Here is a 22,371-nt window from a genome sequence, read left to right on the forward strand (position 1 = left end):
AACATGCCAAGGAAAGGCTCGCTGCTGGTTGTTGATGATGAGGAAGTCATGCGCGACGTGCTGGAGACGTTGCTCTCCAGCGCCGGGTACAGCGTCAAGCTGGCCCGAACCGGTGAGGAAGGGCTGAACCTTTACCGGGAGCACGTTTTCGATGTTGTGCTCCTCGACGTTTCAATGCCGGGGATAGGGGGGCTTCCCACCCTGGAGTCCCTGCTGGCCCATGACCCGGAAGCTGTCGTCATCATGATTACCGCCTATGCCACGTTTGAAACGGCCGTCAGTGCCTGGCAGCGTGGCGCTTTCAACTGTATCCGTAAACCCTTTGAAAACGAGGATATTTTGCGGGTTGTCGAGGCCGGTATCCGGCGCCGGCGCAAGGACGAAGAACACGCTCAGCTCAGACGCACCCTTCAGCAAAGTGCCGACAAGCTGGGCATCATTGCCCGCAGCGCCGCCATGCGGGACATCCTGGCCCTCGTTGAGCAGATTGCGCCCGCCCGGACGACGGTTCTGATTCAGGGGGAATCAGGAACCGGCAAGGAACTCATTGCGCGTGCCATCCACTTTGCCAGCCCACGGGCCAAGACCGGGCAGTTCGTTCCCGTCAACTGTGGCAACATTCCCACCGAACTTCTGGAAAGCGAACTTTTCGGTCATTCACGGGGCGCTTTTACCGGCGCTTTTACCGCCAAAAAAGGTCTCTTTGACATTGCCGACGGCGGGACACTGTTTCTGGATGAAATTGGCAACATCTCCTTTGAAACCCAGAGCAAACTGCTGCGCGTCATCCAGGAGCGGGAGTTCATCCCACTGGGGGAAACCACACCCCACCGGGTGGACACCCGCATCGTGGCCGCCACCAATCTCGACCTGAAACAGGCCGTGATGGACGGCAAATTTCGGGAAGACCTGTTCTACCGCCTGAATGTCATCAACATCAAGCTCCCGCCCCTGCGTGAGCGCCCGGAGGATATTCTGCCGCTGGCGCGGCATTTCATCCGCAAGTACAACGCAGAAAACCAGCGTCAGATGTCAGAAGACATTGACCCCGACGTGCTGGCGCTGCTTGAAGCCTATCCCTTTCCGGGAAACGTGCGCGAACTGGAAAATGTCATCGAGCGGGCCGTTGTCATCTCACGGACGAACTCCCTGACCATGGAGTGTCTGCGGGATGAGATTCTCAACCCTCCGGTACAGGGAGAGCTTCAGTCCCTGCCTGGTGGGTTGCTGTCATCCTCACTCGACATTTCCCATGGCATACGTTTTTACGATGTCGTGGCACAGTTTGAGATTGAGCTGATTCGTCGCGCTCTGGAGCTGACCCGCAACCACCAGAGCCGTGCGGCCAAGCTGCTGGGTCTCAATCCAACCACCCTCAACAGCAAGATAAAAAATTACAACATCAAGTAACCCGGCTGCCGATTGGAGCTGCTGCTGCCTTGCTTATGAATCCCATCCTGCCTGATTTGAATACAAACGGTTTTGTTTCCCTGCTGGAGAGCGCTGCCCGGATGCTGCCCGGACTGGAGAGATTTTCACGTACTAACAACATCAGCTACCTGTACACCTCGGACGCACTGGACTGGACAATTTTCATTCTCTACTTTGGACTGCTGTTCATCCTTGCTGTTTACGGTGCTTATCGCCTGAGAATCACGTACCTGTTTTTACGTTATCACCAGTTCCGTCCGCAGCCGAAAGCCCGTTTTGACGAAGATAATCTGCCACATGTGACCGTTCAGCTTCCGCTGTTCAATGAAATGTATGTGGTCGAGCGCCTGCTGGCTGCCTGTGCGGCACTGGATTATCCAAAGGACAAGTTGGAAATTCAGGTCCTTGATGATTCAACGGACGAAACCCGGGCCATTGCCAAAGCGGCTGTTGAGCGGTATGCCGCCCAAGGATTGGATATGGTCTATCTTCACCGGACGAACCGTGCCGGTTTCAAGGCCGGGGCGCTCAGCGAAGGTCTCAAGGTGGCCAAGGGGCAGTTCATTCTGATTTTTGATGCTGATTTTCAGCCCAAGCCCGACTGCATCCGTAAGATGATTCACTATTTTACGGAGCCACGGGTGGGGGTTGTCCAGTTCCGGTGGAGTCACCTCAATGCTGACTACAATCTGTTGACCCGTGTGCAAAGCGTCATGCTGGATGGGCACTTTGTCATCGAGCACACGGCACGCCACCGCAGTGGCGGCTTTTTCAATTTCAACGGAACGGCCGGCATGTGGCGGCGGGAAGCCATTGTCTGGTCGGGCGGCTGGCAGGCTGATACCCTGGCCGAAGACACTGACCTCAGCTATCGCGCCCAGCTTCTGGGGTGGAAATTTGTTTATATTCTCGATGAAGACGTACCGGCTGAACTTCCGGTTGACATCAATGCTTTCAAGGTTCAACAGCGTCGTTGGGCAAAGGGCTATACGCAGGTGGCCCTGAAAATCCTGCCCCGCCTGGGTGGATTGAACCTGCCGCTTCATGCCAAAATTGAAACCTTCTTTCACCTGTCAGGCAATCTCATCTACCCGCTCATGATTGTCTTTCACCTGCTTCACCTTCCAGTCCTGATTGTGCGCTACAATCAGGGGTTGTTTCATCTCATGCTCCTGGATGTCCCCTTTCTGCTGCTCTCAACGTTTTCAGTGACATCATACTACTTTATATCCCTCAAAGAGCTTCATGGGAGCACCTGGAAGAACCTGCTGCTCATATATCTGGCCATGTCCATCGGAGTTGGGATTTCAATCAGCAACGCCAAGGCTGTTTTGGAGGCATTGCTCGGTATTCAGAGCGGTTTTGTCAGAACACCAAAATATGCTATTGATGAGAAAACACAGGAAAAAAGCTGGCAGCAGAAAAAATACCGCAGGACGATGGGCTGGCTCCCCCTGCTTGAGATTGGCATGACCCTGTACTTTGTGCTGACGATTGCCTATGCCGTTCACAGTGAAATCTGGGGTGTGCTGCCGTTTCTTTCCATCTTTGTCCTTGGCTACGGCTATGTTGGCGTGGCCTCACTGCTCAATGGTCTGGGTGTGAGGAAGTCCACCAGCCTGCCGGGTGGTCATCAGCTTTCACCAGCTACAGACTGATGGATGCCAAATTGGCTTCACTGCCAACACTTTGTGAGCACATTGCCAATCGCCGGAGCCTGAACGGCTTTCCTGGAGAAAGGAAAATGACGATGCCAGCATTGTTTTTCCCAAGATTTTCAAGAGTCTTTGGTATGGGTTTTTCGCGTCCTGGCTGGGCAGCCATTCAGGTTGTTTGCTGGACGTGGCTATGGGGTGTGGGCTGGTTGTAGGGCAGACGACAGACCAAGCTCCCAATGAGTACGATGGGCAAGGTTGGAAAACGCAGATTGCCAAACAGTATGGCGTCACGGCGATTCCTTTCACGTTACTTATTGGACGCGATGGCAAGATCGCGGCTGTTGACCCCCGTGGAGAAAAGCTCGAACCAGCCATACGGGCGGCGCTGGCCAAGTAAGTTTCTGTTGGCATAAGCGGCTGCCGGGTGCACAGCAACGTCCCTGTTATGTGGGATGTCCGCCGTCTGGCAGCCGCATCCGTCTCTTTCAAGTCTCTCTGGCAGGACGACTTAGGACTGCGGCTGACGCCCGAACTTGGACTGGAGACGGGCTTCGACAATCGGTGGCACGAACGGCTGGACCGAGCGCCCAAGGAAACAGATTTCCTTGACCAACCGTGAACTGACGAAGCTGTACGTGTCGGCTGACATCAGAAAGACCGTCTCGATGTCGGGTTGCATGTGCCGGTTCATCTGGGCCATCTGGAGTTCGTATTCGTAGTCGGAAACCGCGCGCAAGCCGCGAACAATACAGTTGGCCCGCTTGCGCTTGGCGAAGTCCACCAAAAGCCCTTCAAAACTGTCCACCTCGATGGTTGTCCGGGTGGTTTCAGCCAGGGGCGTGACGACAGCCTGAATCATCTCGATGCGCTCCGCTACAGTGAACAGCGGGCTTTTCTGTTCATTGTTGAGAACGCCAATGGTGATGTGATCAAAGAGCATGCAGCCCCGACGGATGATGTCGAGATGCCCGTTGGTGATAGGGTCAAAGGACCCCGGATACACAGCACGGCACACAGCGCGCAGTTACCTTTCCAAAAGGGCGGAATAGCTCAGGGACAGGTGCTGATCGGTCGTAGCGATGCCGTGCAGCAAGGGCTTCCTGAAACCTGAAAACTGCAAGTGTACTGTGTCCTTCAGGGCTTGTCGAATCCCGGCCAGGCGACCCTTCAGCCGGCCGGATTGCCAACGGCTGCATGGGCTATCTCGCGCAGGTCTTCCGGGAAGCACAGCCGACGCAGGCGGTAGGGACGCAGGCCCTGCACGGCCGCCGAGACTTCGGAAATCTCACGCGGGCGGGGGTGCGTCTGATGGTCTTCGACGATGATGTACCGTTCGGGCGCATCGGGCAGGTAGGGGTCAAAGTACGGTACGTCTCCGGCATCGTCTTCGAGCAGGTAGAACTCCGGCGGCCAGCCGCGCCGGGCCAGAGCTGCTTCCAGAGTCATCCGAAGCTCTGCGATGGCTTCTGATGAGAGGGCCGAAACGTCGAGCGACTTGAAAAGCCGCCGCTCCAGAAAACGTCCGGCCAGGTCAGACAAAATAGGGTCGGGGTCGCGTTGCCACTGCTTGATGTGAAACAGCACGTCGGCGTCGTCGAGGCTGAGATATTCGGTTGTCGTCAGCGGGGCGCCGGTGATGAGTTTGTCCATGGCGGTGCCGGAAAGCCGAAAGGCGAGTCGGCCTTCGTGGGTCAGCGTCACAGCCCGCCGGAACATGGCCACCAGCATGTTTTCGGCCGCCCGCAGGGCGTGGTGGAAATACACCCGGCGGAACATGTGGTAGCGCGCAAACAGGTATTCCTCCACGGCCAGCACCCCCCGCGCACGGACGATGAGGCTGTCGTTGGTGGTATCCACCGTCAGGGCATGGAGAATCCACGGCAGGTCATAGCCGCCGTAACTGACGCCCGTCATGAGGCTGTCCCGCAGCAGGTAGTCGAAGCGGTCGCAGTCAAGTTGTGAGGAAACCAGTTGTGCTGCGAAGCGCGGGCGAAACTGGCCCTCCAGCAGGGCAATCAGGGTGTCCGGCAACTGTGGGTCGTGATCGGTAAGCCGTCCGTGAATGGCGGTTGCCGGATCGCCGATGATGCGTTTGGTCCAGTCTTCATGGCGCTGGTGGAGAACTTTCTCCATGACGTGCGAAAACGGCCCGTGGCCGATGTCGTGCAGAAGCGCCGCCAGACGCGCCAGCCCGCAGACCTGGGCATCGAGCCGGACGCCGCTGCGCTGTAGCGTATCCAGCGCTAACGTCATCGTGTGCATCACGCCAAGGCTGTGGGCAAACCGGCTGTGTTCGGCCCCCTGAAAAACGACAAAGGCCAGTCCGAGTTGGCGAATCCGGCGCAGCCGCTGAAACTCCGGCGTGTCAATGAGCGCCATCAACAGCGCATCAAAGGGCAGGCTTCGGTCGAGCGTGATGATGCGGTGTACCGGGTCGCTGTAGCGGCGCAGTGCCATAGCTAACACCTTGTCCTTCGGACTGGCCGGCCTCTTCCGGTTGTCCGTGCTCAGGGCTTCAGCATTTCAGTAGTCAAAACCATTTTTCCGAATGCGAATCATCGGCTCGCCCTCGCTCGTGACGCTTCCGGCTACGACTTCACCCAGAAACAGGATGTGGTCGCCAGCGGTGACTTCCTGCCGCAGGACACAATCCAGATAAGCCAGGGCTTCCGGGATCACCGGCACGCCTGTCACAGCCGGCTCATGGGGAATCCCCTCGAACGCCGGCTCATCGAGTGCGAACCCCTTGGCAAAGTGCGCCACGAGTTTGCCGTTTTGCTTGTGGCAGATGTTGACGGCAAAAGCGCCGCTTTCCCGCAGGCGCGTCAGGATGGGCCGTCCCTGCCGCACCGCCGCCATGACCATCGGCGGGTGAAAGCTCACCTGCTTGATGAAGGAAGCCAGCATCCCGGTCGCCTTGGGACCGGCGCCGGTGGTGAGAATGAAAATGCCACTGGAAATCCGGCCGAGCGCCGCGCCAATGGATGCCTGTTCGGTCGGCTGTGTGTCTGTCATCGGATTGTCTCCTGCTGGAAAGATTCTGGGAAAGTTTCGCCGAAATTGAACGACCAGGCTGTGGTCGGCAAGATTTTCGTTGTACGTTGGGGCAGGGATTGAGTACGCTAGGGGCACCCTACGACGGATCATCTTTCACACGGCGTCCCCGACACAACCTACGACGGCATTCCGGCTGGCTTTGGCCCCTGACGGCTGATGCAGGGAAAAGGTCACAAGGCCCGGAATGCATAGCCAGTTTACGTGCGAGGTACGCAGTCGTTATGAGCGAAACCACCGCCCTCCCTCCTGTGACCGAACGTGGCTTCACCAACCTGATGATTACCGGTTTCGTCTATCCGATGACCGTGCTGCCGGTAACACCGCTGCTTGGTATTTACCGCTCCGGGAAAGAAACCTACCGCTTTCTTGAAGGGACGCCCTTTGGCAGTAATGACTTCATCCGCATCGGGGTCACTGTGCTGGCCACCCCCTTCGTGGCGCTGTTTATGCTCTGGCCCTTCGGCATTATCGAGGGGACAGAGCTGATCTCTGACCAGGTGGCCCGGCTGGGCCTCGACAAAGCCGTAGAAAACACCATCCACGGCGTGGCCGACAGCATCTTTGGCACGATTGGCTCGCTGCTTCCCAAAGAGTAAGTCTGGTTCCAGTTATCTTGACAAGACGCGGGGACTGGCTTCAGCCCCGCGTCTGTGACTGCCGGCGAAGGCGTACCGCCTGGGCCAGTTCGGCCAGAAGCTTCTCCGTTTCCTCCCAGCCAATACAGGCGTCGGTAATGCTTTGCCCATAGACCAGTGGCCGCCCTGGTACGTGGGTTTGTTTGCCTTCGACAAGGTGGCTTTCGATCATTGTGCCAATGATTGCCCGGTTGCCTTCCGCAATCTGGGTGGCCACATTGTGGCACACCACCGGCTGCCGCCGGTGGTCTTTGCCGGAGTTGGCATGGCTGCAATCAATCATGATGCGTGCCGGCAGGCCGGCGCTTTCCATCAACTGAACGGCTTCCGCCACGTGGTGCGCGTCGTAGTTGGGCACCCGCCCTCCGCGCAAAATGATGTGGCAATCCGGGTTGCCTGTCGTACGAAACAACGCCGAGCGGCCGTCCTTGGTGTGTGACAGGAAGGCGTGGGGTTCGCGCGCCGAGCGCACGGCATCCACTGCGATTTGAATCGTACCACCAGTGCCGTTCTTGAAGCCGACCGGGCAGGACAGCCCGGAAGCCAGTTCACGATGTGACTGGCTTTCCGTGGTCCGCGCACCAATGGCCCCCCAACTGACGAGTTCGGCCGTGTACTGTGGGGAAATCAGGTCCACGAACTCACTCCCGGCCGGAACCTGCATTTCAGCCAGCTCCACGAGCAGGTGGCGGGCCAGCCACAGGCCGCGTCGTACATTGAACGTTCCGTCCAGGTTGGGATCGTTGACGAGTCCCTTCCAGCCGACGGTCGTGCGGGGTTTTTCAAAGTACACCCGCATCGTAATCACCAGATCATCAGCATATTCCTGACACAGGGGGCGCAGGCGGGCAGCATACTCCATCGCCGCCTGTGGGTCATGAATAGAGCAGGGGCCGACCACCACCAGCAGGCGGTCATCTTCGTGGCGCAGGATGCGCTTGATGGCTTCACGGGTACGGTACACCGTCTCGGCAGCCCGGTCGCTGACGGGAAGGGCGTCCCGCAGTTCACTTGGGGTTGGGATTGGCTCGAAGGATTGAATACGAACGTCGTCAATGAGATGGCGCATGGCAAAAAGCCCCATAGCCGGATGGGGGGCCGGAAGCATAGGGTTACACACGGGCTGATGAGCGTAAACAAGGCATAGCAGTTATGCTCCGCGTGGTGCAACGGCCCGGTGACGTAGCCACTGCTGATAGACCTGGCGGCGGGGGAGTCCGTAACGCTGTGCTGTCTGCCGGATGGCTTCTGTGGCGCTCAGCCCGTGTTCCGCGATGCCCCGTTCGATTTCCGCCAGAAGTCCCCCGTCGTCCGGCGGTGAAGGTGGCGCTGTGGGCTTCCCGTCAATGAGGACGACAATCTCTCCACGCGGTGCCTCCGCCCCGAAATGCGCCGTAAGGGTGGCCAGCGTCCCCCGGACGTAGGTTTCGTGGAGTTTGGTCAACTCCCGCGCCACGACGGCCGGGCGGTCGCCCAGTATGGTCAGGGCATCCTGCAGGAAAGCCAGCAGCCGGTGGGGCGCTTCGTAAAACACCAGGGTGACCGGTTCCTCAGCCAGCCCTCCCAGCGCCTTGCGCCGGGCCGCCGACTTGGGCGGAAGAAAACCGACGAAGTGAAACCCCTCGGCCGACAGTCCGGCGGCGCTCAACGCCGTGGTGGCGGCACAGGGGCCGGGCAGGGCGCTGACGGGCAACCCCTCATCAATGGCGGCGCGCAGGAGCTGTCCGCCCGGGTCTGAAATGAGCGGCGTGCCGGCGTCGCTGACCAGGGCTATTGTGTCGCCCGCCCGCAGCCGTTCCAGCAGTTCACCTGTCCGCAGCCGTTCGTTGTGTTCGTGATAGCTGACGAGTGGCGTCGAAATGCCGTAGTGGTGCAGCAGTTGGCGCGTCCGGCGCGTATCTTCGCAGGCAATGAGGTCGGCTTCGCGTAAGACCCGAACAGCGCGGTAGGTGATGTCTTCCAGATGGCCAATGGGGGTTGGCACCACGTAGAGCGGCATGCAGGGCGGTTAGCTGGAGAGAAACTGTCTGGCCAGTTGGTTGAACCGGTCGGCGTGTTCGTCGTGCGGCAGAAGCGCGCAGTTCTCAAACAGGATGAGTCGGGTCTCCGGTTTGCGTGCGAGGAAATCTTCGGCCTGACGTGCCGGTGTGGTACGGGCGTTCCGGCCCCAGACCAGTTGCACCGGCTGCGGAAGCCGACCGAAGGTATGGCTGATGTCGCAGTTGGCCATGCCGGTCAAAAAGGCGATGGGGGCATATTTGGCATTTTTGGCCCGCATGGTGCGGTAGAGATAGTCGGCGTGCTCGTGTGTGAAACACCGCGCATCATGAAAGCCCTGGTTCGTCATGAAGTAGCGGATGACCGGCCGCGTGCTGAGCACCCGGAAGAACAATGTCCCCACCGGGGAAAACAGGATGTTGCGCGCCGTTCGGCGCAGGCGCGTGGGACGTTCATCGGCCAGGGCGCGAATGCCGGTGGGCGCAATGAGGATCAGTTTGCGGAACAGTTCCGGCGCCAGACCCGCAGCGCGGATGGCATAGGCCGCGCCAAGCGAGCTGGCAATGACATGGCACGGGATGCCGATGCGCGCGCGGCAAAAATCAAGGATGAAGTCCGTATAGAGATTGGCTGTGTAGTCCATCCGCCGGCGCTCGGAAGCGCCAAAGCCGGGCAGGTCCGGGGCAATGACATCGAAGGTATCCTCCAGCCCCAGAAACACCTTGCGCATTTCGTAGGCCGAGGCGGCAGCGTTAAGGCTGTGGATAAGCAGCACCGGCTCCCCGCTCCCGCGCCGGGCGTAGTGCATGCGCTGTCCACGCCACATCCAGACGGAAGTCAGCGCATGCACGGGAGCTTCGGCGAGAGATGACATACAGGGCAGGGAATTACTTCAACCGGTCGAACTCGGCATCATCAATCTCGAAGTTGGTCGAGATTTTCTGCACGTCATCGTGGTCGTCGAGGGCGTCGTAGAGCTTGAGCATCTGCTGGGCGTCTTTGCCTTCAAGACGAACGAAGGTTTTGGGGACGCGCGTTATGTCTGCCGAAACCGTTGGGACGCCGGCCGCCTTGAGGGCTGCCAGGACAGCATCGAACGCCTCCGGTTGGGTCTGAATTTCCCAGTATTCGCCCAGGTCGCGCAGGTCTTCAGCGCCAGCGCCGACGGCAATCTCGAAAAGTTCTTCTTCTGACTTCACATCCTTTTCGAGCGTGATGACGCCTTTGGGATCGAAGAGCCAACTTACACTGCCGGTTTCACCCAGGTTGCCGCCGTTCTTGGAAAAAAGATGGCGGAGTTCACTGACCGTACGGTTGCGGTTGTCAGTCGCAGCTTCGAGCAAAACGGCAACGCCTGCCGGGCCGTAGCCCTCATAGATGATTTCTTCGTAGGCTGCGCCCTCGATTTCACCCGTGCCCCGCTTGATGGCCCGCTCGATGGTGTCGTTGGGAATGTTCTCCGCCTTGGCATCGGCAATGGCCTTGCGGAGACGCGGGTTGGCGGCCGGATCGCCCCCTCCAACCCGCGCCGCAACGGTCAGTTCCTTGACGAGCCGGGTGGTGATTTTGCCCCGCTTGGCGTCGAGCGCGCCTTTTTTGTGTTTGATGGTATGCCACTTACTATGACCAGACATGGCTTTTCGGTCTTCCTCAAAAAGAAACGATGTCGAGAAAAAAGCTCGGCGGGCCGCCCGGCCCGTGCGGCTGAATCTAGCACAGAAATCCTGCCGGTCGGCGCCATGCAGGCGAAAGCGGACAGCACGGAAGGGTTTGTGATGCCACCTCAAGCCGTGCCGTCGGGAAGGGGCTGGCCACCGGGCGATAACGAAACCGTCGGAAGTGTCTCCCCGGACGTTGCGGAGAACTCAGCCCTGTGGCTGAAAGTAGGGTGGCAGGTGGTGTTTTTCGTCCGGCACGAGCCGCTGGTGGCTGCCGCTGTGTTTGGCCGCTGCGGCCGTCGTGGCCGCCTTTTCCGTGTAGCGTTCACGAATCTGTAAAATCTTGGGCAGGATGGACTTGAAAGCTTCCACGAGGTTGGGATCGAAGTGCCGGCCGCTCTGCCGGTCAATCTCGGCAATGACCTCTTCGACGGACCAGGCCTGTTTGTACGGCCGCTCCGTCGTCAGGGCATCAAACACGTCGCACAGCGCCACAATCCGTCCCACGATGGGAATCTGCTCGCCCTTGAGACCGTTGGGGTAGCCTGACCCATCCCATTTCTCGTGGTGGGAAAGGGCAATCTCCATCGCCATGTGCATCAGGGGGGACGTTGAGCCACTGAGGAGTTCGGCCCCGATGGTGGCATGGGACTTCATCACTTCCCATTCTTCAGGCGTCAGTTTGCCTTCCTTGAGAAGGATGCGGTCGGGAATGCCGATTTTTCCAATGTCATGCATCGGGCTGGCATGCAGAAGCATTTCACAGGCTTCATCGTCCCAGCCGATGGCGCGGGCCAGTTCGGCGCAGTAGTGGCTCATGCGGATGACGTGCATGCCGGTGACATTGTCGCGGTATTCTGCGGCACGTCCCAACCGCCGCACAATTTCCAACTGCGTTTCACGGAGTTGCTGCGTGCGCTGGCGCACTTTTTCTTCCAGAACCCGGTTCTGTTCCCGGACCTCATTGTGCAGCAGCCGCACCTCGATCATGTTGCGGATGCGGGTCAGCGCCTCGACGTGCTCAAACGGTTTGCTCAGAAAGTCGCGCGCGCCGGATTCAAGGGCGCGCAGGCGGGTGGCGTGATCGGGCAGTCCGGTCAGCACCAGAACGGGAATGTAGGAATCGTGCTCGATTTCGCGCAGGTCTTCCATCACCTGGAAGCCGTTGCGGTGGGGCATGTGCAGGTCAAGGATGACCAGGTCGGGCGACAGCTCGCGGTAGAGTTCCACAACCTGCCGTGAGTCCGTCGTGCTGAAAACCCGCCGGTAGCCGGCTTCTGCCAGGAGATTTTCCAGCAGCTTGATGTTTAGTTCAAGGTCATCAACAACAAGAATCCGTGCATCCCGAATGCGAGCGTCATCCATAGCCTTGTACTCACCCAGAGATCAAAAACAGAAAAGCGTGACGATGTCGGCCTTTAGTTGAAACGAAGCAGGAAGGGAAGCCGGGCATAGACGCCGAGCGGATCGTTGAACGCAGCCAGCGCCGCCGTTTCGGCCCACAACTGCTCCAGTTCACGTTGTACCGGCCCCTGCACCAGACGCTCCGGCTCCTCATCCGTGAACAGCTTGGCAAGCTGCTCAGCCAGGTTGCGCCGCTTGGGATACTCGGCAATTTTCCAGTCATTCCCCAGCTTGGCCAGTTCGGCAGCCGCCTGAATGGCCGCCTCCAGCCCGCCAAACTCATCCACGAGTCCGAGTCGTTTGGCTTCCGCTCCCGACCAGACGCGCCCCTGTGCAATTTCCTGTACGTTTTCCTTGGGTAGCTTCCGGGCTTCCGCCACCCGTGTCAAGAACTCATCGTAGATGCGATCCACATTGGCCTGAATGAGTTTCAGTTCGTCTTCGGTCTTGGGGCGGGTGATCGTGCCCAGGTCGGCGTAGCGATTGGTTTTGGCGGTGTCCCACTTGACGCCGTAATCGCCGGCCAGTTTCTGAACGTTGGGCAAAACACCAAAAACGCCTATTGAGCCGGTAATGGTGTTGGGCGCGGCAAAGATTTTGTCGCTGGCCGTGGAAATCCAGTACCCGCCGGAAGCCGCTACCGTACCCATCGAAACCACCACGGGCTTGCCGGCCCCACGGGTTTCGGCCAGTTCACGGCGGATGACCTCCGAGGCCAGTGCGCTGCCGCCGGGGCTGTTGACGCGCAGCACGACGGCCTTGATCTGGTCGTCCTGCCGGAGCTTGCGCAGTTCTTTTGCCAGGCGGTCGCCGCCGATCTGACCATCGCCGCCGGCCCCATCCACGATCTCCCCTTCGGCATAGATGACGGCAATGATGTTCCGTGAGGTGCGTTCCAGACCGAGTGAGCGCCGTGATACGCGGGCATAGGCGGGAAGCGTCACCTGCCGGAAAGGCGCTTTGTCGTCATTGACCTCAGTCAGCTTGCGCAACGCGCCGAGCACCTGGTCGAGATAGGCTGTCTCGTCGGCCAGTTTGGCGGCAACAGCTTCCTGTCCCGCCAGCAAGGCCTTTTCGTTGGCCAGACGCTGGAGGTCATCCGGCGTCAGTTGCCGGGCCGCTGCCACGCCACTGACGAACTCGCCCCACACGTCGTCCAGCAGCTTTTGGGTCTGCTCCCGGTTTTCAGGACTCATTTTGTCGAACAGGAGGGGTTCGACTGCCGATTTGTACTTGCCGACCCGTGTGACCTGAATGCCGACACCGTATTTCTTGAAGGCTTCGCCCAGAAACATCATCTCCGAGGCGAGGCCATTCATTTCAATGGCGCCAAAGGGGTTGAGAAAGATTTTGTCCGCCACGGACGCCAGGTAGTAATCGCGTTCGCTATACACCTGGTTGTAGGCGTAGATGGGCTTTTTGGACGCCTTGAAGCGCAGCAACGCCTCACGGACTTCCCGCAGCGCAGCGAAGCCGGAGCCGTAACCGTCCGTGGACAGGTTGCCGTGCAGGTACAGCCCCACCACCCGTTTGTCCGCGGCGGCCTTGTCCAGGCAGTCCAGAACGGTGCTCAGGGGCAGGATTTTCCCTCCACTGCCGCGCAGCAGCCGCTGCACGTCCACTTCGCGGCCGTCATCGCTGGGCGCGATGTCGGAAATCGTGGCCGAAAGGTCGAACACCAGCACTGTTTTGTCCCGTACGTCGGGTTCCGGACTGCGCCCACTGGACAGTGAGGCCACCGAAGCCAGCAGCAGCAGGATGCCGCCAAAGACAAGCCCGAAGAAAATGAGGGTGCCGGTCAGGCTGGCAAACACGTACTTCAGAAAATCGCGCATGGGCTGATTGCTTTCCTATCCTGTCCATAAAGCCGGCGGTGTGTATTCCGGCCGGGACTGACGCCCTTTGTGGCCAAAGGCGCAAGCGGTGACTATACACAGTCTCAGCGTTGCTGGACAAAGGATGCCAGCCGGGCATAGACCTCCCGCAGGGTGTCAGGCGGGGGTAGAAAGACGATGCGGAAAAAGCCATCGTGCGGGTTCAGCCCGAAGCCGGAGCCGTGCACAAAGAGCACGCCAGTGGCCCGCAGCAAGGCCAGCACGAATGCCTCATCCGTCTGTCCCTTCAGGTCAGCCACCTGTCCCATGGCATAGAAAGCTGCCTGGGGGGCGACACAACGGATGCCGGGGATGGCATTGAGAGCTTCGACGGTAATGGCCGCCCGCAGTTTCATTTCCTCGATGAGGGACGGCAGATGTGACTGGTTTTCCAGGGCCACAGGAAGCACTTGCTGCGTCGGCAATGGACTGCAAATCCGGGCTTCAGCAATCTTGCGGACGGCAGCAATCACTTCCCCAAAACGCTGTGTGTTGGTGTAGGTCATCCAGCCCACGCGCCAGCCCGGCACCAGATGCGACTTCGAGAGGCTTTCCAGCGTGACGACCGGCACATCCATTCCAGCCGCGAGTTGGGCCATGGGCGGCGGCGGCGGGCCGTAGGTCAGCCGGCAATAGACCTCATCGGCAATGACGACCAACCCGTGAGCTTCGGCAATGGTGAGCAGTTCCAGCAGCAGCCGCGCATCATAGACCGAACCACAGGGGTTGTTCGGGTTGATGATGACGATGGCACGGGTTCGGGGCGTGATCCTGTCCCGGATTTCGTCCGGGTCAGGCAGCCAGCCCTGCTCCGGGTCAAGCCGGTAGTAGTTTTCACGCGCGCCCAGCTTGGCGGTAATGGCCGTGTAGAGCGGATAGGTCGGGCAGGGCGTCAACACGTCATCGCCCGGCTCCAGCAACGCACTCAGCACCATGTCAGCCGCTTCCGACGCACCCGAACTGATGACGACATCTTCAGGCGAAAGATACACGCCGCGCTTTTCGGCTTCCTGAACGACAGCTTCACGCGCAGCCAGCGTCCCCACCGAGGGGGCGTAGCCGTTGTGTCCCTCGCGTACGGCACGGGCCAGGGCTTCCTGCAGGATGGCGGGCGGCTGAAGCCCGTACAGCACCGGGTCGCCAATGTTGAGATACGTCACCGAACGGCCTTCGGCTTCCACGGCCTTGGCGGCGGACACGATGTTGCGGATGGCATAGTTGTAGTTTTTCGTGCGCTCGGCAGGCCGAAACAATGCAGGACTGGGGCTGGTCATACGCCGTCACCTCAAGGGCAGGAGTGTCCCGACACCGGGACGCAACCCACGAAGATGTTTTGCTTGGTCAGTCACTTGTAGCGAAATCCGGCGTGGGCTGCAATCTTCGCGGGGGCGATGGGTCAGGGCGTCGCGCGCTGGACCCCGGCCGGTGGAGTAAAGGTAAAGAAGCCGTCCGGCAGAGGCGGATTTTCAACAATCTCCGAAAGCAGGAAGTCGTCCTGTTCACCGGCGGCGCTGATGAGTGAAATCCGCGCCAGTTCAAAGGTCGTGGGGTGGCATTCAACCAGTACCGCCGTCACCAGCTCGATGCGCTCCCGTGGTGTCAGCCGCAGAACGACGTAGCCCGGACGCACCGGCGGTACGGCCGCCAGTTCAACCTGACGGAACAGCCGGGCTGCCCGCCGGTCGCCCAGCAGAAACAGAAACGGCGTACGGGGATCACGGCTCGCGCGCACCGGCTCTACGGTGTACCGCTGCCGGGCGGCGCTGTAGAAGTAGGTGTGCTTGCCGTCGCACAGAAACTGTTTGACGTTGGGCGCGGTGTAATCCCAGCGCATCCGCCCCTGCCGTTGCAGCGCCAGCGTGCCCTGCTCGCGGAGGGTCTGGCGTCCCTGGTGAATCTGGGTGAATGCGGCCGTGAGCGTGTTCAGGCGGCTGTAGCGCCGGAGAACGGCTTCCAGCAGACGGGCCGCATCGGGCGTCGGGCGTGAGGCGGCATGCCCTCCAGCCGGGCCGGCCGTCAGCCACCAGCCGAAACCCACCAGGCTTTTCAACAGAAAATGGCGGCGCTGCATGAGCGTAAAACGTTGGCTGAAGCTCACTTCTTGCGCTTGCTGTCATTGCCGCCGGGTTCGATGTAGCTGCGCCGGTGCTGGACTTCGAGGCGCTTGTTATCCGGTTTGCCGTCGCCGTCCACATCCACGAGCACTTCGATCTTGCGCCGCTTGCCCTCCCGGCGCGGGTTGGTCGGTTCGTAGCCCAGGTTGTACTGGTTGCGCAGCAGGGTATCAATCGAGCGCAGGGTCGTCGGCAGTTCACCGATGAACGTCACCGGGAAATAGCGCCCGCCAGAGCTTTCGGCGAAGGTGCGCAGGGTGTTGAACGCCTGGAGGAAGGTCAGGTTGGCCTCCGGCGACAGCCGTGGGTCGTTGAGCTTGTAGAACAGGTTGCCGATGCCGATGCAATACACCGGCACGCCGGCATTTTCGACGATTTTGCGCGCCTGGTCATAGTTGATGCGGCTGAACGTATCAATGCCAAGGGCAATGAGCAGAATGGCCGTGCGGCCCTGGACTTCTTCCAGCCCGGTGTAGTCCTCGCCGTCGAGCTTTCCGCCCTTGATGACGAACTTCAGCGTGTCGAAGAGGTTGCTTTCCGTGAAGGCCGGGAAGTTGCGGTACAGGAGCGCGATGTTGGAGCGCAGCACGGCCGGGTCGTTCGTGAAGTCCGTGAGCACTTTGGGGCGCAGGTCAAACGCGACGATGGAGATGTAATCGTTGGGGCGTACGAACCGCTCGATGAACTGCGCCGCCGGTTCGAGCACTTCAAACACAAGCGGCCCAATGACACGGCTGTATTCGAGCACCATGACGAGCGTGAGGTCGCTGTCACCGGCCCGAAAATTGGTGATTTCCTGTTTGACGCCGTCTTCCAGAATGGTGAAGTTCGCCGGTTTGAGGTCGGTAAAAAGGCGGCCCGTCTTCTTGTCATAGACGACGACTTCCAGATTGACGACATCCGTCGCCAGCACGATGACATTGCCTTCGTCATCGGTGGTTGGGGCCTTGGTCGGAGGACGCCGGCGCGGCGTGCCCATCGGACGATTCGGGTCCTGCCCTTCCTGCGCTTCCTGGGAGGTGCGGCCGGGTTTTGCCGAGGGCTGTTCATCGGGGAGTGTCCGGTTGGGCTTGTCGTTTTCAGGGGGCGGCGGAGTTGTTTTCCGCGTCGCACCGGACTGCGCCAGCACCGGGCCGCAGGGCAGGACAGACGGCACACCAAGCGCCAGAAGGCACAGGCCGACGAGGATGAGACGGCCGGGCATCCGACCAGGGAGCGGGTTCAGGTTCACGTCGTCACCTCCAGGAGGATAGTGGCTTGGGTTTGGCGTTGGCAGGGGACGCAGCGTTGCCTGGCCGTGCCCACACCCGGGCCTTTTGTCACACGTCCCTACGGCCCGACAAGTTATCCCCGGACTGATGTTCAACCCGCGCGTCGGGCGAGACCGTACCCAGCCAAAGGGCGGCCAGCCCGGCTCCGCCCGCCGCCAACCAGAAGGGGGCTGCCGGCGCGACCTGCTCCCAGAGCAGTCCCGCCAGGCTGCTCGCCACAAGGACGCTGAAGCTGGCCAGCATGGTCTGCAAACCAATGGCTGACCCACGCTGTTCGGGCGGAACAAGGTCGGCAATCCACGCCTTGCTGACGCCTTCCGTCGCGGCGGCATAGAGACCATACAGCGCAAAGCACAACCAGACCTGCCAGATTTGCGTCAGGAGTGCAAACCCGGCATACACGACGGCATACAGGCCCAGCCCCAGCACGATGACCTGCCGCTTGCCCAGGCGGTCGGCCAGGTCGCCAGCCGGGTAGGCCGCCAGGGCATAGACCCCGTTGTAAAGCACATAGCCGCCAATGGCGGCCGTATCCGAAAATCCGACCTGTTTGGCCTTAAGAATGAGAAACACGTCACTGCTGTTGATCAGGCCGAACAGGGTGAGCGCTGCCACCAGTTGACGATATGCCGCCGGTGCACTGCGCCAGTAGGCAAAGACAGCAAAGGGCGCAAAGCGCCGGCCGGGCGCTGGCTGAAAGGGCACATCCTTGACCCACCACACGCAGAGCACGGCCAGGATGCCGGGCAGAAACGCCAGCAGAAACAGCGTGGTGTAGTCGCCGGGCCGCCAGGTGAGAAAGGCAATGGCCAGCAGTGGACCCAGCACCGCACCAGCCGTATCCATTGCCCGGTGGAACCCAAACACGCGCCCCTGCGCCCCGGCCGGGGCATAACCGGCCAGCAGGGCATCCCGTGGGGCGCTGCGCAGTCCCTTGCCCAGGCGGTCAGCCAACCGTCCCACGACGACTGCACCGGCGGCCGGCCACAGACCGGGAAGCGGCTTGGAAAGTGCCGACAGGGTGTAACCCGCCTGCACGAAGGGCGCGCGCGTGCCGAGCCGGTCGGAGAGCGCGCCGAAGTAGCCCTTGAGAAAACCACCCATGCCTTCGGCAATGCCTTCCAGAAGACCGACCAGGACAAGCGAAGCGCCGAGCGGCCCGGTCAGGTAGAGCGGTGCAATCGGGTAGAGCAGCTCGCTGGCCATGTCGGTCAGCAGGCTGACCAGACCGAGCAGCATAATGGGACGTGAAATGGGCGTGCGGCTGCTCACAGGTCGAGTTGAAAAGGCGTGAAATCAAGGCTGTCGGCGCTGACCAACTGCAAGCGGGTCCGCCCCAGTTGCCCGTTGAAAGCTGTGGCAATGGCCGCGCCGTGCAGGTGACCATATACACACCAGTCCACATCGTACTCAGCCAGCAGCTCCGTGAAACCGCTTGGTTCGTGGCGGGCGTTCATTGGGGGATAGTGGAGGATGACCACGAGTTTGTCGAACTCACTCCGGCGCTGGCGGGCGGCTTCGAGTCCCAGACGCAGCCTTCCGACTTCACGCAGGTAAATCTTGCGGTCCTGCGCGGTGTATTCCCGGCGCACCTTTTCGCGGCGCAACAGGGCTTCCTGGCGTTCGAGCGTATCAGTGCTTGGTTCATCGCCCGGACACTGCCAGCCGCGTGTCCCGACGAAGGCCACCCGTTCCAGCACAAAGCACGTGGCCTGCAGGGGGATGATGGAGCGGTCTGCCATGGCCCGTACCTTGGCCAGCGAGTGCCACCAGTAGTCGTGGTTGCCGCGAATGATGAGCTTTCGCCCTGGAAGCCGGGCGATCCAGTCGAGGTCGGGGCTTACATCTTCAGCGCGCATGGCCCAGGAAAGATCGCCAGCCAGAATGAGAACATCATCGGGCGTTCCCAGTGCCGACCAGGCCGCCGCAATCCGGTCGGCGTGGTTGCGCCAGTGCTCACCGAAAATGTGCATGGGCTTGGGGCGGGCGAAGGACAGATGGGGATCACCCAGGGCAAAGACACGCATGAGCTACCTTTGGAAACGCCATACGGACGGACCGCACTGAAGGAAACCGACTTTTTCGCATCCTCTGGCGTCAAAAATGACGTACATCCTATGAGAAAGCAGGCTTTTTGAGAAATTCCGGTTGAAATTACCGTGCTGAGGTAATGAAATCAGACGCGATATTTCATAGGCTGACGGCGCCTGGCTCGCGCCGTTCACTTCGTTGTCATTTCCAAAAACAAAGCATGTCACAAACAACGCTTCCGCCGCTTGGGTCGCCTTCATCTTCGACGGCCGTTCCTTTCGTTCGTCTTGTACCTTCAGTCAGCGACAGCGCGTTTCATTCCCTGGGACCTCTGGTCATTGCCGGGCTGCTGCTTTTCGATGCCCTGGCCGCCACCGGGTCACTGGCCGCCGGCATCTGGATGGCTTCGACCTTCTGGCAGGTCGAGCCCTCGTTTACCCCCTATGTTCCGTTCCTGCCGACGCTGCTGCTCGTCAGGATACTGACACTCCGGCACTATGGACTCTACCGGCTGCGCGGGGCATTTCGATACTCGGACGACCTTCTGGGGGCATTCAAAGGCGTTTCGCTGGGGTGTATCTACGGTTTCGTAACCCTGCTGTTTTTCCACCGTGGCATTCTCGACCAGCCGCTGTTTCTGTCACGGGTGGTGTTTGTCTGTGACTGGGCCATCATGCTCCTGCTGGTCGTTGCCAGCCGGGTGCTTCTGCGGCAGGCGCAGTCCTGGGCCCGGAGCGAGGGCTACGGTCTCATCCCGGCGTTCGTGGTCGGCGTCGGGGAGGAAGCCCGCGTCTGTATTGCGGAAATCAACGAGTCGCCGCGTCTGGGGTACAAGGTGCTGGGGGTCCTCACCACGGAGGAGCGGACGGCGGATGTCCCGGATACCATCGAAGATGTGCCGGTCATTGGCACGTTCGATGACCTGCCGGAGCTGGCCCGGGCGCTCGGCATCAAGGAAGTCCTCATCACCGATGCCCAGCTTCATCCGCGCCGGATTTTCAATGCCATGATGAATGCCGGCCGGAAACACCACCTCAACTTCCGGGTCGTTCCGAGCCTGTTCAACTGTCTGCCCGAAAAAACCCAGATCGAGCAGCTTGGCTCACTGCCGATGATCCAGCTTTTTCGTGATCCGCTGTCGGGGGTCAACCGGTTTCTGAAGCGCGCGTTGGATGTGGTGGGCGCCGGGTTGGGGTTGATCGTGCTGTCGCCGCTCTTGGCCCTGATTGCCATTGCCATCCGCCGTGAGTCGCCGGGTCCGATTTTCTACCGGCAGGAACGGGTCGGTATGGATGGGCGCACCTTCCAGATGCTCAAGTTCCGTTCGATGTATGCCGATGCCACGGACGAGATTCACCGGCGGTTGATGGTCGAAACGATCAAATATCCGGCCCACGCCAATCGCGGGACGCGCGGAAAACCACTCTACGGCAAGGTGTTCAACGATCCGCGCCTGACGAAAGTCGGCAAGTGGATTCGCCGCTACAGCCTCGATGAGCTGCCCAATCTGTGGAACGTGCTCAAGGGCGAGATGAGCCTGGTCGGCCCGCGTCCGCCCATTCCCTACGAGGTTGCCGAGTATCAGGACTGGCACCGGGCCCGTTTCAATGTCAGAGGCGGTGTGACGGGCCTGTGGCAGGTTTCGGGGCGCAATCGGCTCACGTTTGAGCAGATGGTGCGGCTGGACATCTACTACATCGAAAACTGGTCATTGTGGCTCGACATCAAGATTCTGCTCCGCACGATTCCGGTCGTGCTCCGGGGCGACAACACCTACTGACGACCAACCGGCTCCGGCCGGGCGTAACCTTCGGCAACGGCAAGCCCTGGCGGGTGTGTGATGTGGGAAGCACCGGAAGCACCTCCGCGACTGACGGTTTCGGCGCTGACAGCTCAGATTCGGCGACAGCTCGAAGGTGAGTTTCGGGAAGTTATCGTCGAAGGCGAGCTTTCCAACTTCGTGGCCCACACCTCCGGGCACTGGTATTTCACGCTCAAGGATGCACAGTCCCAAATCCGCTGTGCCTGTTGGAAGGGGACGAACTACCGGATTCGCTTCCGCCCGCGCAACGGCCAGCAGGTGGTGTGCCGGGGAAAAGTGACCGTCTATGCCCCCAAAGGGGAGTACCAACTGACGGTCGAAGCCATGGCGCCGGTGGGAGTGGGCGAGCAACAGTTGGCCTTCGAGCAGCTCAGGGCCAAACTGGCGGCGGAGGGACTGCTCGCGCCGGAGCGCAAGCGTCCCCTGCCCCTTGTTCCGCGTCGCATCGGGATTGTGACCTCGCCGACCGGGGCGGCGATTCAGGACATCCTCAATGTGCTCCGCCGCCGAAACGATGGTGTGAGCGTTCTGCTCTATCCCGCGCAGGTCGAGGGGGCTGAAGCGGCTGCGAGTGTGGCGGCCGGCATTCGCTGGTTCAGCGAGAACCCGGACCCGGATTTTCCCGTGGACGTTCTCATTGTGGGACGCGGTGGCGGCAGCGCCGAAGCGCTGTGGGCGTTCAACACGGAAGAAGTCGCCCGCGCCATTGCAGATTCCACGATTCCCGTCATTTCTGCCGTCGGACACGAGATAGATTTCACAATCGCGGATTTTGTGGCCGATCTGCGCGCTCCAACGCCATCGGCGGCGGCGGAAATCGTCGCGGCGCGGCGCGCCGACCTGCTCGCCGAAGTCCGGTCCATGGCGTCCACATTGACCAAAGTGATGCACATCCGGTTGTTGCGTGAGCGGCAGGCGCTGGAGGCGCTGGCGCGGCATCCTGCCTTTGACGACACCCGGGCGCGTTTGCGGGATGCGTTGCAGACGTGTGACGAGCTGACCCTGGCGGCGCAATCGGCCGTGCAGAACCGGCTTCGGCTTGCCGGTTGGCGTCTGGAGCGGGCCGGCAACCGTCTCCGGCGTCACCCGTGGCGACCGTACCTGCAACTCCACGAGCAGCGCCTGGACGAGCTGACCGCGAAGTTGATCGCGGGCGTACAGGCGCAGGCGGCAGCGGCCCAGCACCGGCTGGCGCAGGCGCTGACCCGTCTCGATACCTTGTCTCCGCTGCGGGTGCTGGCGCGGGGCTACGCCTTGGTACAGCATCCCGACGGGCGGCTTCTCCGCACCACGAAGGACGCCGTACCGGGGCAGGACATCGTGATCCGGTTGTCCGACGGCCGGCTGCTGGGGCGGGTCGAGCAGGCGTTTCCAGCGCCGGAAGCGAAGCCGGACCTGCCAGCTCATCCGTAGGCCGC

The 22,371-nt window shown here is 60.7% G+C and carries 20 protein-coding genes; 6 read left to right on the plus strand and 14 right to left on the minus strand.

What is annotated here, in order from left to right; genetic code table 11:
• The first annotated feature begins 3 nt into the window (after positions 1-3).
• The 3 genes from J8C05_RS04760 to J8C05_RS04770 all read left to right on the plus strand — a co-directional run bounded on the left by J8C05_RS04760 (position 4) and on the right by J8C05_RS04770 (position 3,486).
• Positions 4-1,410: a sigma-54-dependent transcriptional regulator gene (locus tag J8C05_RS04760; RefSeq protein WP_211423030.1), complete on the plus strand. Its 1,407-nt coding sequence runs from the start codon at positions 4-6 to the stop codon at positions 1,408-1,410.
• 35 nt (positions 1,411-1,445) lie between these two features.
• Entirely contained in the window at positions 1,446-3,089 is a 1,644-nt protein-coding gene (locus tag J8C05_RS04765; protein WP_211423202.1) for a cellulose synthase family protein, read from the plus strand.
• Between the two features lie 190 nt (positions 3,090-3,279).
• The gene (locus tag J8C05_RS04770) at positions 3,280-3,486 is read left to right on the plus strand and encodes a TlpA family protein disulfide reductase (protein ID WP_211423031.1); all 207 of its coding nucleotides are present in this window, start codon (positions 3,280-3,282) and stop codon (positions 3,484-3,486) included.
• A 111-nt stretch (positions 3,487-3,597) separates the two neighbouring features.
• Here the strand turns inward: J8C05_RS04770 and coaD are convergent, their stop codons facing one another.
• From coaD to J8C05_RS04785, 3 genes are all read right to left on the minus strand, one after another.
• On the minus strand, positions 3,598-4,104 hold the full coding sequence (gene coaD / locus J8C05_RS04775) for a pantetheine-phosphate adenylyltransferase (protein WP_058866278.1): 507 nt from the start codon (positions 4,102-4,104) through the stop codon (positions 3,598-3,600).
• Positions 4,105-4,256: 152 nt separating this feature from the next.
• Positions 4,257-5,546, minus strand: coding sequence for an HD domain-containing protein (locus J8C05_RS04780; RefSeq protein WP_211423032.1), 1,290 nt, complete (start codon positions 5,544-5,546; stop codon positions 4,257-4,259).
• Positions 5,547-5,612: 66 nt separating this feature from the next.
• Positions 5,613-6,104 carry a flavin reductase family protein gene (locus J8C05_RS04785; protein WP_211423033.1) on the minus strand — a complete coding sequence of 164 codons (492 nt, stop codon included), beginning with the start codon at positions 6,102-6,104 and terminating at the stop codon, positions 5,613-5,615.
• A gap of 263 nt (positions 6,105-6,367) precedes the next feature.
• Between J8C05_RS04785 and J8C05_RS04790 the strand changes: the two genes are divergently transcribed.
• Positions 6,368-6,742, plus strand: coding sequence for a hypothetical protein (locus J8C05_RS04790; RefSeq protein ID WP_058866275.1), 375 nt, complete (start codon positions 6,368-6,370; stop codon positions 6,740-6,742).
• Positions 6,743-6,782: 40 nt separating this feature from the next.
• On the opposite strand, the gene J8C05_RS04795 is transcribed toward J8C05_RS04790, so the two are convergent.
• The 11 genes from J8C05_RS04795 to J8C05_RS04845 all read right to left on the minus strand — a co-directional run bounded on the left by J8C05_RS04795 (position 6,783) and on the right by J8C05_RS04845 (position 19,127).
• Positions 6,783-7,889, minus strand: coding sequence for a 3-deoxy-7-phosphoheptulonate synthase (locus J8C05_RS04795; RefSeq protein ID WP_459543837.1), 1,107 nt, complete (start codon positions 7,887-7,889; stop codon positions 6,783-6,785).
• 42 nt (positions 7,890-7,931) lie between these two features.
• Positions 7,932-8,780, minus strand: coding sequence for a 16S rRNA (cytidine(1402)-2'-O)-methyltransferase (gene rsmI / locus J8C05_RS04800; protein WP_211423034.1), 849 nt, complete (start codon positions 8,778-8,780; stop codon positions 7,932-7,934).
• Positions 8,781-8,789: 9 nt separating this feature from the next.
• Positions 8,790-9,653 carry an alpha/beta fold hydrolase gene (locus J8C05_RS04805; RefSeq protein ID WP_211423035.1) on the minus strand — a complete coding sequence of 288 codons (864 nt, stop codon included), beginning with the start codon at positions 9,651-9,653 and terminating at the stop codon, positions 8,790-8,792.
• 13 nt (positions 9,654-9,666) lie between these two features.
• Positions 9,667-10,413, minus strand: coding sequence for a YebC/PmpR family DNA-binding transcriptional regulator (locus tag J8C05_RS04810; RefSeq protein ID WP_211423036.1), 747 nt, complete (start codon positions 10,411-10,413; stop codon positions 9,667-9,669).
• 231 nt (positions 10,414-10,644) lie between these two features.
• Positions 10,645-11,802, minus strand: coding sequence for an HD domain-containing phosphohydrolase (locus J8C05_RS04815; RefSeq protein ID WP_211423037.1), 1,158 nt, complete (start codon positions 11,800-11,802; stop codon positions 10,645-10,647).
• A 53-nt stretch (positions 11,803-11,855) separates the two neighbouring features.
• Entirely contained in the window at positions 11,856-13,676 is a 1,821-nt protein-coding gene (sppA, locus tag J8C05_RS04820) for a signal peptide peptidase SppA (protein WP_211423038.1), read from the minus strand.
• Positions 13,677-13,780: 104 nt separating this feature from the next.
• Positions 13,781-14,989 (minus strand): aminotransferase class I/II-fold pyridoxal phosphate-dependent enzyme, encoded by a 1,209-nt coding sequence (locus J8C05_RS04825; protein WP_246840749.1) that lies wholly within the window; start codon positions 14,987-14,989, stop codon positions 13,781-13,783.
• Between the two features lie 122 nt (positions 14,990-15,111).
• Positions 15,112-15,786 (minus strand): LolA family protein, encoded by a 675-nt coding sequence (locus J8C05_RS04830; RefSeq protein ID WP_211423039.1) that lies wholly within the window; start codon positions 15,784-15,786, stop codon positions 15,112-15,114.
• 23 nt (positions 15,787-15,809) lie between these two features.
• Positions 15,810-17,060 (minus strand): VWA domain-containing protein, encoded by a 1,251-nt coding sequence (locus J8C05_RS04835; RefSeq protein ID WP_211423040.1) that lies wholly within the window; start codon positions 17,058-17,060, stop codon positions 15,810-15,812.
• A gap of 88 nt (positions 17,061-17,148) precedes the next feature.
• Positions 17,149-18,372: an MFS transporter gene (locus J8C05_RS04840; protein WP_211423041.1), complete on the minus strand. Its 1,224-nt coding sequence runs from the start codon at positions 18,370-18,372 to the stop codon at positions 17,149-17,151.
• A complete protein-coding gene (locus J8C05_RS04845; RefSeq protein WP_211423042.1) occupies positions 18,369-19,127 on the minus strand; it encodes a metallophosphoesterase in 759 nt (252 codons plus the stop codon). The genes J8C05_RS04840 and J8C05_RS04845 overlap by 4 nt, the downstream gene beginning before the upstream one ends.
• A 224-nt stretch (positions 19,128-19,351) precedes the next feature.
• On the opposite strand from J8C05_RS04845, the gene J8C05_RS04850 reads away from it, so the two are divergent.
• Together J8C05_RS04850 and xseA are read left to right on the plus strand one after the other, a co-directional pair.
• Positions 19,352-20,911, plus strand: a complete 1,560-nt coding sequence (locus tag J8C05_RS04850; protein ID WP_211423043.1) for a sugar transferase — start codon at positions 19,352-19,354, stop codon at positions 20,909-20,911.
• A gap of 60 nt (positions 20,912-20,971) precedes the next feature.
• Positions 20,972-22,366 carry an exodeoxyribonuclease VII large subunit gene (gene xseA / locus J8C05_RS04855; RefSeq protein ID WP_211423044.1) on the plus strand — a complete coding sequence of 465 codons (1,395 nt, stop codon included), beginning with the start codon at positions 20,972-20,974 and terminating at the stop codon, positions 22,364-22,366.
• Positions 22,367-22,371 lie beyond the last annotated feature (5 nt).

The sequence above is a fragment of the Chloracidobacterium sp. N genome, from assembly GCF_018304765.1.
Taxonomy (GTDB): Bacteria; Acidobacteriota; Blastocatellia; order Chloracidobacteriales; family Chloracidobacteriaceae; genus Chloracidobacterium; species Chloracidobacterium aggregatum.